Annotated in this window: 13 protein-coding genes; 3 read left to right on the forward strand and 10 right to left on the reverse strand. The window is 60.8% G+C overall.

The genetic code is table 11. The features are described from left to right. Positions 1 to 32: 32 nt before the first annotated feature. Complete coding sequence (locus GH769_RS15980) at positions 33 to 956, reverse strand: LysR family transcriptional regulator (protein ID WP_032903731.1); 924 nt, start codon at positions 954 to 956, stop codon at positions 33 to 35. 100 nt (positions 957 to 1056) lie between these two features. On the opposite strand from GH769_RS15980, the gene lldD reads away from it, so the two are divergent. Both lldD and GH769_RS15990 read left to right on the forward strand, forming a co-directional pair. Next, a complete protein-coding gene (gene lldD, locus GH769_RS15985) occupies positions 1057 to 2187 on the forward strand; it encodes an FMN-dependent L-lactate dehydrogenase LldD (RefSeq protein WP_014719250.1) in 1131 nt (376 codons plus the stop codon). Positions 2188 to 2600: 413 nt separating this feature from the next. After that, positions 2601 to 3527: a GGDEF domain-containing protein gene (locus GH769_RS15990; protein WP_014719251.1), complete on the forward strand. Its 927-nt coding sequence runs from the start codon at positions 2601 to 2603 to the stop codon at positions 3525 to 3527. Positions 3528 to 3571: 44 nt separating this feature from the next. Here the strand turns inward: GH769_RS15990 and GH769_RS15995 are convergent, their stop codons facing one another. The 7 genes from GH769_RS15995 to GH769_RS16025 all read right to left on the reverse strand — a co-directional run bounded on the left by GH769_RS15995 (position 3572) and on the right by GH769_RS16025 (position 11253). After that, a complete protein-coding gene (locus GH769_RS15995) occupies positions 3572 to 4345 on the reverse strand; it encodes a TenA family transcriptional regulator (protein WP_178122936.1) in 774 nt (257 codons plus the stop codon). 78 nt (positions 4346 to 4423) lie between these two features. Continuing rightward, positions 4424 to 6886, reverse strand: a complete 2463-nt coding sequence (locus GH769_RS16000; protein ID WP_020302253.1) for an EAL domain-containing protein — start codon at positions 6884 to 6886, stop codon at positions 4424 to 4426. Positions 6887 to 6957: 71 nt separating this feature from the next. Then, positions 6958 to 8760, reverse strand: coding sequence for an ABC transporter ATP-binding protein (locus GH769_RS16005; RefSeq protein ID WP_019817586.1), 1803 nt, complete (start codon positions 8758 to 8760; stop codon positions 6958 to 6960). Further along, a complete protein-coding gene (locus GH769_RS16010) occupies positions 8753 to 9388 on the reverse strand; it encodes a DsbA family protein (protein ID WP_014719255.1) in 636 nt (211 codons plus the stop codon). The genes GH769_RS16005 and GH769_RS16010 overlap by 8 nt, the downstream gene beginning before the upstream one ends. A gap of 3 nt (positions 9389 to 9391) precedes the next feature. Then, positions 9392 to 10333, reverse strand: a complete 942-nt coding sequence (locus GH769_RS16015; RefSeq protein WP_014719256.1) for a rhodanese-related sulfurtransferase — start codon at positions 10331 to 10333, stop codon at positions 9392 to 9394. A 101-nt stretch (positions 10334 to 10434) separates the two neighbouring features. Beyond that, positions 10435 to 10728 (reverse strand): BolA family transcriptional regulator, encoded by a 294-nt coding sequence (locus GH769_RS16020; protein WP_020302252.1) that lies wholly within the window; start codon positions 10726 to 10728, stop codon positions 10435 to 10437. Between the two features lie 6 nt (positions 10729 to 10734). Beyond that, positions 10735 to 11253 (reverse strand): DUF2059 domain-containing protein, encoded by a 519-nt coding sequence (locus tag GH769_RS16025; RefSeq protein ID WP_014719258.1) that lies wholly within the window; start codon positions 11251 to 11253, stop codon positions 10735 to 10737. Positions 11254 to 11449: 196 nt separating this feature from the next. On the opposite strand from GH769_RS16025, the gene GH769_RS16030 reads away from it, so the two are divergent. Next, positions 11450 to 12832, forward strand: coding sequence for a class II fumarate hydratase (locus GH769_RS16030; protein ID WP_153649861.1), 1383 nt, complete (start codon positions 11450 to 11452; stop codon positions 12830 to 12832). Here GH769_RS16030 and GH769_RS16035 read toward each other — a convergent pair. Both GH769_RS16035 and GH769_RS16040 read right to left on the reverse strand, forming a co-directional pair. Then, entirely contained in the window at positions 12829 to 13785 is a 957-nt protein-coding gene (locus tag GH769_RS16035; protein WP_153649862.1) for a DMT family transporter, read from the reverse strand. The two genes, GH769_RS16030 and GH769_RS16035, sit on opposite strands and share 4 nt — an antisense overlap. 188 nt (positions 13786 to 13973) lie before the next feature. Next, entirely contained in the window at positions 13974 to 15158 is a 1185-nt protein-coding gene (locus tag GH769_RS16040; RefSeq protein WP_153649863.1) for a thiolase family protein, read from the reverse strand. Positions 15159 to 15204 lie beyond the last annotated feature (46 nt).

Below are 15204 nucleotides of genomic sequence, written 5' to 3' on the forward strand. Positions count from 1 at the left end.
TGCGCCGTATGTTACTGATTAAAAAGAAGAAGTCAAGCGTCCTCAGATATTTTCCGCAAATCGTCCCCCTGTTCGCTTGAATACGACGGTTCCCTGGCCAGTTCCAACCAGGCCCGCGCTGCCGGTGGCAGGTGGGCGCTGGCGCGCCAGGCCAGGGCGATGTGCCAATCGGTGTGGGGCTCGTCCAGGGGGATCAAGGCGATGCCGGGGTGTTGGTGTTTGTGCGCCAGCATCCGGGGCAGGAAGGCGACGCCCAGCCCGGCGGTGACCAGGTCGACGATAAAGTCTATTTGCCCACTGCGAGCGGTGACTTTAGGTGTCACGCCTTTACGTTCGCAGGCGCTGAGGATCTTGGCGTTGAGGGCAAAGCCGGCTTCGAACAGGATGAACGGCGAGTCGGCCAGGTCGGTGAAGTCGATGCGCTTGCGCCGGGCCAATGGGTGGCCCATGGGCAACACGGCGATCAATGGCTCGTTGCGCACCGGTTGGTAGTCGAAGCCTTCATCAACCGGTAGCAGCAAGGCGGCGAGGTCAACCTCCCCCGCTTCCAGGCATTCGCGCAGCCTTTTACTGCCGTATTCGGTCAGTTCGATGTCGATGCCCGGGTAGCGGCTGCGGTAAGTGGCAAACATGGCCGCGAACAGCACGCCGCACCCTACCGGCGGCAGACCGATGCGCAGCACGCCGCGCTTGAGACCGCGCAGGTCGTTGATTTCAGCCATCAGGTCGGTGCGTTCGGCGAGCATTACCAAGGCGCGGCGGTAGGCAATTTCGCCGGCGGCGGTGAGTTCGTTCTTGTGGCCAAGGCGATTGAGCAGCGGCATGCCTAATTCGTCCTCAAGGGTCTTGACCGCTTTGCTGACGGTGGACTGGGTCAGGGCAACCACTTCGGCCGCCTGGGAGAACCCACCCTGGCGCACCACTTCGACAAACGCACGCAGTGTTCGTAGGTTCATCAGTATTCCTGTAACGACTGGATGGCAGTGATAAAAGTTGTTTTCATCATGGCATAACTTTGCTTAGGGTGTAGCACTTTGCCCTGTGGAGACACCGTCGATGATCATCTCGTCCGCTTCCGACTACCGCGCTGCGGCCAAGCGCAAGTTGCCGCGCTTTCTGTTCGATTACATCGACGGCGGCGCCTACGCCGAGCACACGCTGCGCGCCAACAGTTCGGACCTGGCCGAGATCAGCCTGCGCCAACGCATCCTGCGCAATGTCGACAACCTGAGCCTGAGCACCCATTTGTTCGGCACGGAACTGGCGATGCCGGTCATCCTCAGCCCCGTCGGGCTGACCGGCATGTATGCGCGACGCGGTGAAGTGCAAGCAGCCAAGGCGGCGGCCAACAAAAACATCCCTTTTTGCCTGTCGACAGTGTCGGTGTGTTCGATTGAGGAAGTGGCCTCGCAAAGCCCGCAGTCCATCTGGTTCCAGCTGTATGTGCTCAAGGATCGCGGCTTCATGCGCAACGCCCTGGAGCGGGCGCAGGCCGCCGGGGTGACAACGCTGGTGTTCACCGTTGACATGCCGACACCGGGCGCACGCTACCGTGACGCTCACTCCGGTATGTCCGGCCCCTACGCGGCGCAGCGGCGCATGTTGCAGGCAGTGACCAAGCCGCAATGGGCCTTCGATGTGGGCTTGATGGGCCGCCCCCACGACTTGGGCAATATCTCCAAATATCTGGGCAAACCCACCCACCTGGAGGACTACATTGGCTGGCTGGCCAACAACTTCGACCCGTCGATCAGTTGGAAAGACCTGGAATGGATCCGCGAATTCTGGAAAGGCCCGATGATCATCAAGGGCATCCTCGACCCGCAGGACGCCAAGGACGCGGTGAGTTTCGGGGCCGACGGCATCGTGGTCTCCAACCATGGCGGCCGCCAGCTCGACGGGGTGCTCTCCACGGCCAAGGCGTTGCCGCCGATTGCCGAAGCGGTAGGCGATGACCTGACCGTGCTGGTGGACTCGGGCATTCGCTCCGGGCTCGACGTGGTGCGCATGCTAGCCCTGGGTGCCAAGGCGTGCCTGCTAGGGCGTGCCACCGCCTATGCGCTGGCCGCCGAGGGCCAGCATGGGGTAGAGAACCTGCTGGACATCTTCGCCAAGGAAATGCGCGTGGCCATGACCCTGACCGGGGTCACCTCCATCGCGCAGATCGACCGTACCACCTTGGTCTAGTAGTGATGAGGGATGGTGTACGTTGTGTGCGGATAACCGAAGCGTTGTTTATTTGCGACAAATAACTCGCCCCACCGAAACAGTAAGGTTAACCGGGCCGGCAGTAATGCCGGCCCCAATCAGCCAAATAACTGGCGCCATGCTTTAACAGACTTTTCTTACTTAAAAATTAGTTAATTGATTTATAAGGATTTTTACCAACCAAATACACTTGGCATGAATCTCGCTCCAGTACTGTTCAAGCAGGTTCGGCGATGACAAGACGTGCGGCAGTGCCCCGGGGTTATAACCCAAAGAAAAGCGGTTTAAACTGTTTCCAATGTTTTACGGAACTGAAGGATCAGTAAGACGCTTGGCACTCGCCACTCTCATCCCGCCTGTAAGACAGCCCAGTGCTTAGAGGCCACCCGCTTATGAAAACCCCCACCCAGACCAACGCAATTGACTTTGACAGTGCCAAATTGCAACGCCTGGGATTTGGCCAGCCATCCTTACGCCCACGTCGCCCCGCCACCCTTGCCGAACTTCGCCAGCAACTGAACCAGCAGTTGCAGACCAGCCTGGAGCCGGAGCGCATCCTGGGCCTGTTCTTTCGTGAGGTTCAGCGCCTGGTGCCGCTGGACGCGTTGCAATACCGTCACGCCGCCAGCGACCTGCGCCTGGAGTTTGGCCACCGGGGTCATCACTCCGTCAGCTACACCCTGAGCCATGAAGGCGAGCACCTGGGGGAACTGGTCTTTCGTCGCAACCAGCGGTTGCTTGAAGAAGAACTGAGCCAGCTCGAACTCCTGCTGGTGACCTTGCTTTATCCGATGCGCAACGCCCTGCTCTACCGCGCCGCCACCCGCAGCGCCCTGCGTGACCCGTTGACCGAAACCGGCAACCGTGTGGCCATGGACCAGACGCTGCAGAGAGAAATCGACATGGCACGCCGGCATTTGCACCCGCTGTCGTTGTTGATGCTGGACATCGACCACTTCAAGAAAATCAACGACACCCATGGGCATGCCGCGGGCGACAGCGTGCTGCGCGCCGTGGCCGGAGCGATCAAACGCCAGCTGCGCAACGTGGACATGGTGTTCCGGTTTGGCGGGGAGGAGTTTTTGATCCTGCTGTCCAACACCGGTCGCGATGCCGCGAGGATGGTGGGAGAGCGCCTGCGCCAGGCGGCACAAGCCCAGGACTACTGGGTGGAGGGCACGCGAATAGAACTGACCGTGAGCCTCGGCTGCTCGACGCTGCTGGCGGCCGAGTCGGCTGAAAGCCTGCTGCGTCGGGCCGACAATGCGTTGTATGTGGCCAAGCGCGAAGGTCGTAACCGCTTGGCGATGGCGGGGTAAAGTCAATTGTGGCGAGGGAGATTGCTCCCTCGCCACAGTTACCGCTACGCCTCGCTGGCGATGCGCACAGGGCGCTCGCGAACGGCTGGCGCCTTGTCTTTCTCTGTATGCTCTAGACGCATGCAGCTTTCCAGGAACAAGTGCATGTAGTCGTAGCTCTTGCATACCGCCTGGCGCAACTCTTCCTGCAGGGCCTTGCTCGGGTTGGTCCCGGCCAGCGTGCAGATGATTTCCAGGGCTTCCCAAGGGTGGGCGTCATCGTACTGGGCGTGCATCTTCAGCCACTTCATCGCCCGCTTGCGATCTTCCTCAGGGAAGGCGGCAGCATACACACCGGTAGAGCAGACCACGGCGGACCACTCCCCCGTCGCCCCCTCGATCGCGTAGTTGGTGGCGGCAATCGCGACGATCAACGCATCCGCCGAGCTGGTGTGCCAGCACCAATGACTCAGGGCGTGCAACTCAGGCGGCACCTCCTGCGCTTGCAGTTCTTCAAGGCTGACGCCGTGAGCCCGCGCCCAATTGACCCAATAGTCGGCATGGTTGAGCTCCACGCGGATATTGCGCATGAGCCAACGGCGCGCCATATCCTCCCCAGGATGACGGGCAAACTTGGTCTTGGTCAGGTTCTGCGCCATGTACAAGGCAAACTGTTCCACCACCGGCCAACCACCAATCAGGTAGTGGCGCATGGTCTTGGCGCTGAGGGCGTTGTCACGCATGCGCTGATACAGTTCGTGCTCGACAACCCGACGCTTGCTCTCGCTACAGTCCTGGATCAATTGCTGCGCCCAGGCGGGGTAACTGGAGGCTTCCATAAGCGGGCCGGTTCTGTTGAATGTGTCGATCACTGTGGGGCTCCTTTTCAAGTGTGATTGTACAGACCAGCAAATGTTTCAGCGGAAAGTGCCGGGCGCCTTGAATAACAGTGGCTGCGGCCGCTCAGGTCGGCACTGCAAGCTATCAAAGGTAAACAATTGCGGGCGTTCAATCAGGTAGCCCTGAGCGTAATCCACACCTATCTCAAGTAAAGCCTGTTCGATCTGGGGTGTTTCAACAAACTCGGCAATCGTGCGCTTACCCATGACGTGGCCGATGTGGTTGATCACTTCGACCATGGCGCGGTTAATCGGGTCGTCCAGCATATCCTTTACGAAACTTCCATCGATCTTCAGGAAGTCTACAGGTAAATGTTTCAAATATGCGAATGAGGACATTCCGGCGCAAAAATCATCGAGTGAGAAATGGCACCCTAACGCTTTGAGTTCATTAATAAACCGAATCGCGCTGCCCAAATTGGCTATAGCGCTGGTTTCAGTTATTTCAAAACAAATCATTTCCGGTGGAATGTTGTAAGTATCGAATTTCTGACGCAAAAAACCTAAAAAGTCATCATCGCCAATGGTTATGCCTGACAGATTAATCGCACACATGGCCATGGGGCGGCCCGGGCGCTCATGCATGCAACGGGCGATAATCTTGAATACGTTTTCCACTACCCAACGATCCAGGGACGTCATCAACCCGTAGCGTTCGGCCGCCGGAATAAAACTGTTGGGCAAAATGATCCGCCCCGCTTCGTCATGCAGGCGCAGGAGAATTTCGATGTGCCCACTGCCGGCGTCGGTAGGGCCCAAAGGCGCAATTTCCTGGGCGTAAAGGCAAAAGCGGTCTTCCTCAAGCGCAATATGCAGCCGCTGTACCCAGGCCATCTCGCCAAACCGCAGAGACAACTCCGAGTCGTCGACATGGTAGACCTGCACCCGGTTGCGCCCCTTTTCCTTGGCCATGTAGCACGCCATGTCGGCGGCACGCAGGGAGGTTTCCAGGGTGGTCGGGGTTTGCGAGATATGCACCAGGCCGATGCTGACGGTGGTCATGAAGGGCCGACCCTTCCACACGAAGTGCAAGTTCTGCACAGTGTGGCGCAGGCTCTCGGCGATTTTTTCCGCCACCGGCGCCGGGCAGTTCTCCAGCAGGATACCAAACTCGTCGCCGCCCAACCGAGCCAGGGTGTCGCCCTCGCGCAGGTCCGACTGCAGCAACGCGCAGATGTGGCGCAGCAGTTCATCGCCCGCGGCATGGCCACAGGTGTCATTGACCAGCTTGAACTGGTCGAGGTCGAGGAACATCAAGGCATGTCGCCCACTTTGCTGGCGCGCGACCTGTTGCAGCACCTGTTCAAGGCGGAACTCGAACTCGCGACGGTTAGCCAGGCCAGTCAACGCGTCGTGGGTGGCCTGCCAGGAAAGGTTGGCGATGTACTGGCGTTCCTGGGTCATGTCATGCAGCACCAGGACCGCACCGCTGACCTTGCCGGCACTGCGGATCGGCGCGCCCACCAGGGTGACCGAGACGGTGCTGCCGTCCAGGCGCTGGATCAGCTTGGAATGCTCGCTGCCGCCGCTGAACTGGCCTTTGACGATGTGTTCAATCAGTGTGAAACCGTCGGGCTCGGCGTTTTCATTCAAAAGCTTGAACAGCGCCGCCAGCGGCAGGCCCTGGGCTTGCTCCGAGCGCCAGTGGGTCAACGCTTCGGCTGCAGGGTTCATATAGGCAATGGCCCCGTCGACGTCGGTGGTAATCACCCCGTCGCCAATCGACTCCAATGTGATCTGCGCCCGCTCCTTCTCCGCTTGCAGCGCATCGGCAAAGGCATGACGCTGGGCCAGCAGCTTGTGGGTGCGCAGCAGCGCCAACACGATCAGGCCCAAGGCAGTCGCCAGGTTGGTGATCAACAACAGGCGCAGGATCATCCGCGAACCTTCGCCCAGGGCATCGCTGAACGCCTTGGCAGCGGGCGTCACCCCTTCATTGATGGCCGTGATGCGCGCCTTCCAATGATGGACATCGTCACTGCTGACGTAGCCGGAGGTAATGGCGCCGTGCATCTCCTGAGCCAGCTCATCGAGCTGCACGAGGTAGCCGTCGCCCACCGTCCACAGCTCAATGGCTTTTTCCAGGTAGCTGAAATGACGGAAGTTGAGGTATAGCCAGATCAGGCTGGAAACGTCGTCCGGATGATTACCGCCCTTGAGAATGCCCAAGCGGGCCGCGTCCGTATCGGGGGTGGGACGGTCCAGAGCAATGCGCAATTCATGCCCACCCTGGGGCACGGCAATGGCCTGCTGGTATTTGAGGTAGGTGGCGTCGTTGCGGTTATCGGCGTAGAGGGTCAGGTAGTAGATGGCATCCTTCTGGCCCTTGGACCACAGGCTTTCGCCCGCCACATAGCCCCGCACTGCCGAAAGCACGTAGAGACTGACGCAGCCTAACAATGCCTGGAACAACACGACGGCGATAAAGGGCCAGACAATACCCAGCAGGCGTGGCGTTCCGAGAGTCCGCTTTTGCTTCATGAAGTCCCTTACACATGCACAGCTTGATACGCACGCGAAAATCCGCTCCCGATAGCACAGCCTAAGCTAAATCAACGCACTTGTTGCAAGTGTCCGTACAGTTTGGCGTACAGCCCGCCATCGGCAATCAACTGCTGATGGTCGCCGTCCTCGGCGATGTGCCCGCCATCGAACACCAGCACTCGGTCAGCCTGCTTCACCGCAGACAGCCGGTGGGCGATGATGAGTGTAGTACGCCCGCTGAGAAACCGCGCCAGTGCCTGGTGCAGGTTGTACTCGGTCGCCGCGTCCAATGCGGAGGTGGCCTCGTCCAGAATCACCACTTTAGGCTCGGCGAGCACCATGCGGGCAATGGCCAGGCGTTGCCGCTGGCCACCGGAAAAGCGCACCCCCGAACGCCCGACCACGCTGTCCAGGCCCAAGGGCAATGCCTTGACAGTAGCATCCAGTTGGGCGATTTCCAGCGCCTGCCAGCAGGCTTGATCGGTGCGGGTGCGGCCCATGGTCAGGTTGGCGCGCACGGTATCGTTGAACAGCGCAGGATGTTGCAGCACCACCGCGACGTTTTCGCGGATGGTCTCCAGGCCGATCTCCTGCTGGGTGGCAGTGCCAAAACGAATGCTGCCGGCCTGCGGCGTGTAGAGCCCCAGCAACAGTTGCACCAGGGTGCTTTTACCGCCGCCGCTGGCGCCGACAATTGCCACCTTTTCACCCGGTGCGATGGCCAGGTTCAACTGGTTGAGTACCAGCTCTTCGCCGTAGCCGAAGTCGAGGCCACGCACTTCGATGCCGACCGTCTCGCGCCCGCTGAACGGGTCTGCGCCGCCTGGGTATTGCGGCTCATCGGCACGCGCCAGCAGCTCGTTGATGCGCGACAGCGCGCCGCCCGCCGCGTAATAGGCGTATTGCAGGTTCAGCAGTTGTTCCACCGGGCCAATCATGAACCACAGGTAACTGAACACTGCGAGCATCTGGCCGATGGACAGGTCGGAAAACAGCACGGTGAGCATGGCCGCGGCGCGGAAGATGTCGATACCGAACTGGAACAGCAAGCCACTGGCGCGGCTCGACGCGTCGGTTTTCCACTGGGAATGAATGGCGTAGTCACGCACTTCCTGGGCACGCTGGCCCAGGCGCCCGAGGAAAAAGCCCTGGCGGTTACCGGCGCGCACTTCCTGGATGGCATCCAGGGTTTCAGTCAGCGCCTGGGTAAAGCGTGAGGTGCTGTCGTTTTCCAGCTTCTTGAGGTGCTTGACGCGCTTGCCCAACTGCACCGTGGCGTAGATCACCAATGGGTTGAACAACAGGATCAACAACGCCAGTTGCCAATGCATCCACACCAGGATCGCCGAGGTGCCGACCAGGGTCAGCATCGCCACCAGGAAGCGGCTGAGGGTTTCGCCGACGAATTTGTCCAGGGTGTCCAGGTCGGTCACCAAGTGGGTGGTGACCGTACCGCTGCCCAGGCTTTCGTACTCACCCAGGGAGATGCGCTTGAGACGCTCGATCAGGCGCACGCGGATGCGGTACACGATGTCCTTGGCCAAGCGCGCAAACAGCCGCGCCTGCACCACGTTGAACACCAACGCGCCGCAACGCAGGGCCAGGGTGACCAAGAGCATCAGGCCGATATAGCCAGCCGCTTTTTGCCAGCCCAGGGGCAACGCGTGGTTCATCACCTTGAGGGCGGCATCGCCATGGCCCAGTAGCACTTCGTCGACCAGCAACGGCAACAACAGCGGGATAGGCACGCTGCACAGGGTGGCGAGCACGGCGACACCGTTGGCGACCCACAGGGATTTTTTGTGACGCAGGGCCAGGCGGCGAATTTCCGCCCAGGTCAGGCGGTCGGTGCGTGGAGGCTGTTCATACACAGGCAGCTCGCTCCAACCATCGAGCGAGTAACGGCGACAGCTCGGACAGCGGCTGGTAACCATTGGTCAGCAAAGCCAACTGGCCGTTGCGCTCGGCCAGCAGGGTCGGAAACCCGGCAATGCCCAGGTCCTGCACCCAGGTGAAATCGGCCGCCGTGGCCGCGTGCTGATCGGCACGGTCGAACTCGCCGGCAAACTCGATACGTGGAATACCGGCCTGTTCGGCCAGCTCCACCAGCACAGGGGCGAGCGTCACGTCCCGGCCTTCGACATAGAACGCGCGCTGGATCAGCCCCAGCAGCGTCCAGGCGCAATCCGGCGCCAGGCTGCGTGCGGTGACGATAGCGCGGCACGCAGGCTCGGTGTCATAGACAAACCCGTCGGGCAATGCGCCTTCTCGCTTGAACGGCTGGCCGGTGGCGTCGGTGACGGCCTGCCAGTGTTCAAGGATGTAGCGCCGGGTCGTCGGCTCCAGCGCCGCGCCGCTGCCGGTGCGCAAGCCGCCCACCACCAGGTGCACGTCCACGCCGGCCGCCTGGGCCTGCTCCACCAGCGCTTGTGCCACCGGGGCAAAGCCCCAGCACCAGGAACACATCGGGTCCATTACATAGAGCAGGCGCGCAGACATGGCTCAGGCCTCGGAAGGGGTTTGCTTGTAGTTGTAACCAATCGGGTGCGGCATGTTGCGGGCCTTGGCCAGTTCGATCTGCTTCTGGCGGTCGATCGCACTGCGACGGGTCTTCTCCGGCAGCTTATCCCAGCAATGGGGGCAACTGATGCCGGCCACATAATGCTCGGAGGCGCGGTCTTCTACGCTCACCGGTGTGCGACAGGCATGACATTGATCGTAGTCGCCTTCGCTCAAGTCGTGGCGCACGGTCACGCGATTGTCGAACACAAAGCAGTCGCCCTGCCATTTGGTTTCTTCCTGGGGCACCTCTTCGAGGTACTTCAGGATACCGCCCTTGAGGTGGTAGACCTCATCGAAGCCTTCGCTGAGCATGTAGCTCGACGCCTTCTCACAGCGAATGCCGCCAGTGCAGAACATGGCGACCTTCTTGTGCTTGGCCGGGTCGAAGTTGGCTTTGATGTAGTCGGGAAATTCGCGAAAACTGGTGGTTTTCGGGTCGATTGCGCCTTCAAAGGTGCCGATGGACACTTCGTAGTCGTTACGGGTGTCGATCAACAATACTTCCGGGTCGCTGATCAGCGCGTTCCAATCCTGCGGGTCGACGTAAGTACCCACCTTTTTGTTCGGGTCCACGCCTTCGACACCCAGGGTCACGATCTCTTTCTTGAGTTTGACCTTGGTGCGGTAGAACGGCTGGTCGTCGCAGTAAGACTCTTTGTGGTCGATGTCGACCATGCGTGGATCTTTCTTGAGCCAGGCCATCAGGCCGTCAATGCCTTCGCGGCTGCCGGAAACGGTGCCGTTGATGCCTTCTTCGGCGATCAGCAAGGTGCCTTTGATGCCGTTATCGACCATCGCCTGCAACAGGGGCTCGCGCAGGGCGACGTAATCTTCGAGGGTGACGAACTTGTACAGTGCCGCCACGACAATCGGTTGAGTCATGGGTGTTATCTCCAGGTGGCTACCCTCGTAAGGGGTGAACCGGATGCAAAAAAAACGCGCCGGCTAAGCGGCGCGTTGCGGATTCTATCAGGGTTACCCCATCAATGTCCGCCGGCGCAGGTCGGCGAGGCCGGGGCTGCGTCGATTGTCGCCCATTCTTCGGGCGTATAGGTATGCAGCGCCAGCGCATGAAATTCGCTCATCAGGCTACCCAGGGTGGCGTAGACCTTCTGGTGGCGCTTGACGCGGTTAAGCCCCTCGAACTGCTGGCTGACCAGCACGGCCTTGAAGTGGGTCTGCAACCCACGACTGTGCATGTGGCTTTCATCCAGCACGCTCAAATGCTCCGGGACCAGGGCGGCAAGGGCCGTTTCGATACGCTGTTGCATGGTCATTCCTGCTTACTTCTTCTTGGCCGGTGCGGCGGCTTTTGGCGCCAGCTCGTTGGTCATGTCTTCCAACAGCTTGTTCACCACCGGTACGGCGCTTTCCAGCTTGGCCTGGGTCATCTGGGCCGATTGCTGGGTCAGCTGGGGCATTTTTTCCAGGACTTTCTTGCCAAGTGGCGACTGGTAGAACGCTACCAGGTCCTTGAGCTCGGATTCGCTGAAGTTGGTGGTGTAGAGCTTGACCATGTCGGGCTTGAGCTTCGGCCAGCCGATGGCCTGGTCCAGAGCGGCGTTGGCCTTGGCCTGGTAGCTGTCCAGTACGGACTGCTTGGCGGCAGGCGCCTTGGTCTGTTCGAAACGCTGGGCGAACATTTGCTGCACTTGCATGTACACCGGGGTCCCCAGCTTGTCAGCATGGGCCAGGGTAAGGAAGGCTTCGGCACTGGCGTTGTGGCTGGCGGTATCGGCAAGAACCTGGCCGCTGGCGCAAACCAGAGCAACCGCGGTACAGATGGCACGAAGACGAGTCATCGAGTTTCCTTTTCTAGCAGGCGAGGTAAGACCCCAAGGGCGACCATTCTGCGCCTAAAAAACCTCGCGGCTCAACCCCACCCCTCGGCAAGCCCTGGTTTCACGGGGCGCGAGGGCACAAATGCGCTTTTAGGGAACCCACGCTGGCCGCCAGGGCCTAAACTGACCAATCACGACTGGATAAGGAGGGTGACCGATGAGCCGTATCGAAACCGACAGCCTGGGGGAAGTACAGGTCCCTGATGACGCCTATTGGGGTGCGCAAACCCAACGTTCGCTGGTCAATTTCGCGATTGGCGAACAGCGCATGCCGCTGGCGGTATTGCATGCCTTGGCCTTGATCAAGAAGGCTGCGGCACGGGTCAACGACCGTAACGGCGACCTGCCCGCCGATATTGCCCGCCTGATCGAGCAAGCTGCCGACGAGGTTCTGGACGGCCAGCACGACGACCAGTTCCCGCTGGTGGTCTGGCAGACCGGCAGTGGCACCCAGAGCAACATGAACGCCAACGAAGTGATCGCTGGCCGCGCCAACGAACTGGCCGGCAACAACCGCGGCGGCAAGAGCCCGGTGCACCCCAACGATCACGTCAACCGTTCCCAGAGTTCCAACGACTGCTTCCCTACTGCCATGAGCATTGCTGCGGTGCAAGCGGTGAACAAGCAACTGCTGCCGGCGATCGCCACCTTGTCCGGTGGCCTGGCGGAATTGGCCGCGCGGCATATGAAGCTGGTCAAGACCGGCCGTACCCACATGATGGATGCCACGCCGATCACCTTCGGCCAGGAGCTTTCGGCGTTTATCGCCCAGCTCGATTACGCCGAGCGTGCGATCCGCAGCGCCCTGCCCGCGGTGTGCGAGCTGGCCCAGGGCGGCACTGCCGTCGGCACCGGCCTCAATGCCCCTCATGGCTTTGGCGAGGCGATTGCTTCCGAACTGGCCGCGTTGTCAGGTTTACCCTTTGTGACCGCGCCGAACAAATTCGCCGCCCTCTCCGGCCATGAGCCGCTGGTGACCCTGCACGGCGCGCTGAAAACCCTGGCCGTGGCGCTGATAAAAATCGCCAACGACCTGCGCCTGCTGGGTTCGGGCCCTCGCGCCGGGCTGGCCGAAGTCAAGTTGCCGGCCAACGAACCGGGCAGTTCGATCATGCCCGGCAAGGTCAATCCGACCCAGTGCGAAGCGCTGTCGATGCTGGCCTGCCAGGTACTGGGCAACGACGTGACCATCGGCATGGCCGCCAGCCAAGGGCACTTGCAGTTGAACGTGTACAAGCCGGTGATCATCCACAACCTGCTGGAGTCGATCCGCCTGCTGGCCGATGGCTGCAACAATTTCCAGGAGCATTGCATTGCCGGCCTCGAACCCGACGCCGAGCAAATGGCCCAGCACCTGGAACGCGGGCTGATGCTGGTCACCGCCCTCAACCCGCATATCGGCTACGACAAGTCAGCCGAAATCGCCAAGAAGGCTTACGCCGAAGGGCTGACACTGCGTGAGGCTGCACTGGAGCTGGGCTACCTCACCGATGCCGAGTTTGACCAATGGGTGCGCCCGGAAAACATGCTCGGCGCTTAAACCGACATCCGCAGCCGCCGGGCCCTGAGCCCGGCGAGCAGCGAAGGCGCCAGCGCCACCATCGCCGAGCCCGTCACCACCACTAGCGCCCCCACATACCCCAAGGCATTGATCTCTTCGGCTTGCACATAGTCCGGCCATAGCCACGCCGCTACCGCCACGGCTACGAAGGTCACCAGGGGCGTCAACGCCAGGGTTGCACTGACCCGCGAAGCTTCCCAATGCGCCAGGGCTTCGGCAAATGCGCCGTAGGCCACCAGCGTATTCATGCAGCACGCCAGCAGCAGCCAGCCTTGCAGCGGGCTCAACTGCAACGCCTCCAGCGGATGTGCCCAAGGGGTGAGCAACAGCGCGCACGACAGATAGATCACCATCATCACCTGCAGCGAATTCCACACCGTCAGCAACTGCTTCTGACCCAGTGCATAGAACACCCAGATGGTGGTGGCGAGCAGGATCGTCAGCACACCGGCGGTGTAGGTGCCCATGGACGTCAGCAATTCCACCAGACGTTGGTTGAAGAACAAACCAAAGCCTGCGATCAGCATCAACAACCCCACTCCCTGCCCCAGGCTGAAGCGCTCCTTGAACACAAACACACTGGCTACCATCAGAAAGATCGGCCCCATCTGCACCACCAACTGCGCCGTGCCCGGGCTGAGCATTTTCAGGCCCACCAGGTACAACACGTAGTTGCCCACCAGGCCACACACCGCCATGCCCACCAGCCACCCACCCTTGGGGCCAAGCACTTTGCGGCTGGGCAGGCGTTTGGTGGCGGCCAGGTAAACGAACAGGCACGTGCCCGCTACCATGAGGCGAAACCAAGTCACAGTGATCGGGTCCATCACCTGCAACACTTGCTTGAGCTTGATCGGGAGAATGCCCCACAGAAACGCGGTCAGCAGGGTCAGGAAGAAACCGTAGACCCAGCGGCCGGAAGAGATGTGCATGAGTGCCCCAGATGCCAGAGGAAGTGGAGCAGGCATTCTAGGGGCAAGTCACTGAGTTCGGATACGTCACAGTCTTGAATGGGGGAGCTGGCTTGCCTGCGATGGCGGTTTATTTGTGCCCAATCTGTCGCTGGCCCACCGCTATCGTAGGCAAGCCAGCTCCCACATTGGCCGTATTCCAAGCCGACTCAGCGTACGGCTTCGAAGAGTCCGGTGGCGCCCATCCCGCCCCCCACGCACATGGTGACAATCCCGTAACGCAGGTTGCGCCGTTGCAGCTCGCGCACCAGGTGCCCCACCTGCCGCGAGCCGGTCATGCCGAACGGGTGCCCGATGGAAATCGAGCCGCCGTTGACATTGTATTTGGCATTATCGATCTCCAGGCGATTGCGTGCGTAAAGGCACTGGGAAGCAAAGGCCTCATTGAGTTCCCACACGTCGATGTCCGCCACCTGCAAGCCCTTGGCCTTGAGCAACTTGGGCACCGAGAACACCGGGCCAATGCCCATTTCATCCGGTTCGCAACCGGCCACGGTAAAGCCCCGGAAGAACGCCTTGGGCTTGAGCCCCAGTGCCAAGGCTTTTTCCAGGCTCATCACCAAGGTCATCGACGCACCGTCGGAAAGCTGCGAGGAGTTACCTGCCGTCACCGAGCCATCCTCGGCAAATACCGGCTTCAGGCCGCTGAGGCTGGCCAGGGTGGTGTCCGGGCGGTTGCAGTCGTCACGGTCGACCACGCCATCCAGGATCTGCACCGTGCCAGTGTTCTTGTCCTCGACCTTGTACTTGACCGCCATCGGCACGATTTCATCGTTGAACAAGCCATCAGCCTGGGCCTGGGCGGTGCGCTGCTGGCTTTGCAGCGCGTAAAGATCCTGGTCTTCGCGGCTGACGTGATAGCGGCGCGCAACGATTTCGGCGGTCTGGCCCATGGGGAAGTAAATGCCCGGCACCTGTTCCTTAAGCAGCGGGTTGATCAGGTTATCGGTGTTGACGCTCTTCATGGTCAGGCTGATGGACTCCACGCCACCGGCAACAATGATGTCGCTGCAGCCCGAAGCGATCTGGTTGGCGGCAATGGCAATCGCCTGCAAGCCCGACGAACAGAAGCGGTTGAGGGTCATGCCCGCCGTACCGGTGCCCAGTTGCGAGAGCACCGCCACGTTACGCCCGATGTTATAGCCCTGGGCGCCTTCGTTGGAGCCGGCACCGACGATGCAGTCTTCTACCGTCGCAGGGTCGATACCGTTGCGGGCCAGCAGCGCATTGATACAATGGGCCGCCATGTCATCGGGGCGGGTCTGGTTGAACTTGCCGCGAAAGGATTTGGCCAGGCCGGTTCGCACGCTGTCGACGATCACTACTTCACGCATGGGCTACCTCGATCTTGTGGTTGTGGATCGAGGATAGATCCAGGCC

Source organism: Pseudomonas sp. CFSAN084952, from assembly GCF_009648855.1.
In the GTDB taxonomy this organism is placed as follows: Bacteria; Pseudomonadota; Gammaproteobacteria; order Pseudomonadales; family Pseudomonadaceae; genus Aquipseudomonas; species Aquipseudomonas paracarnis.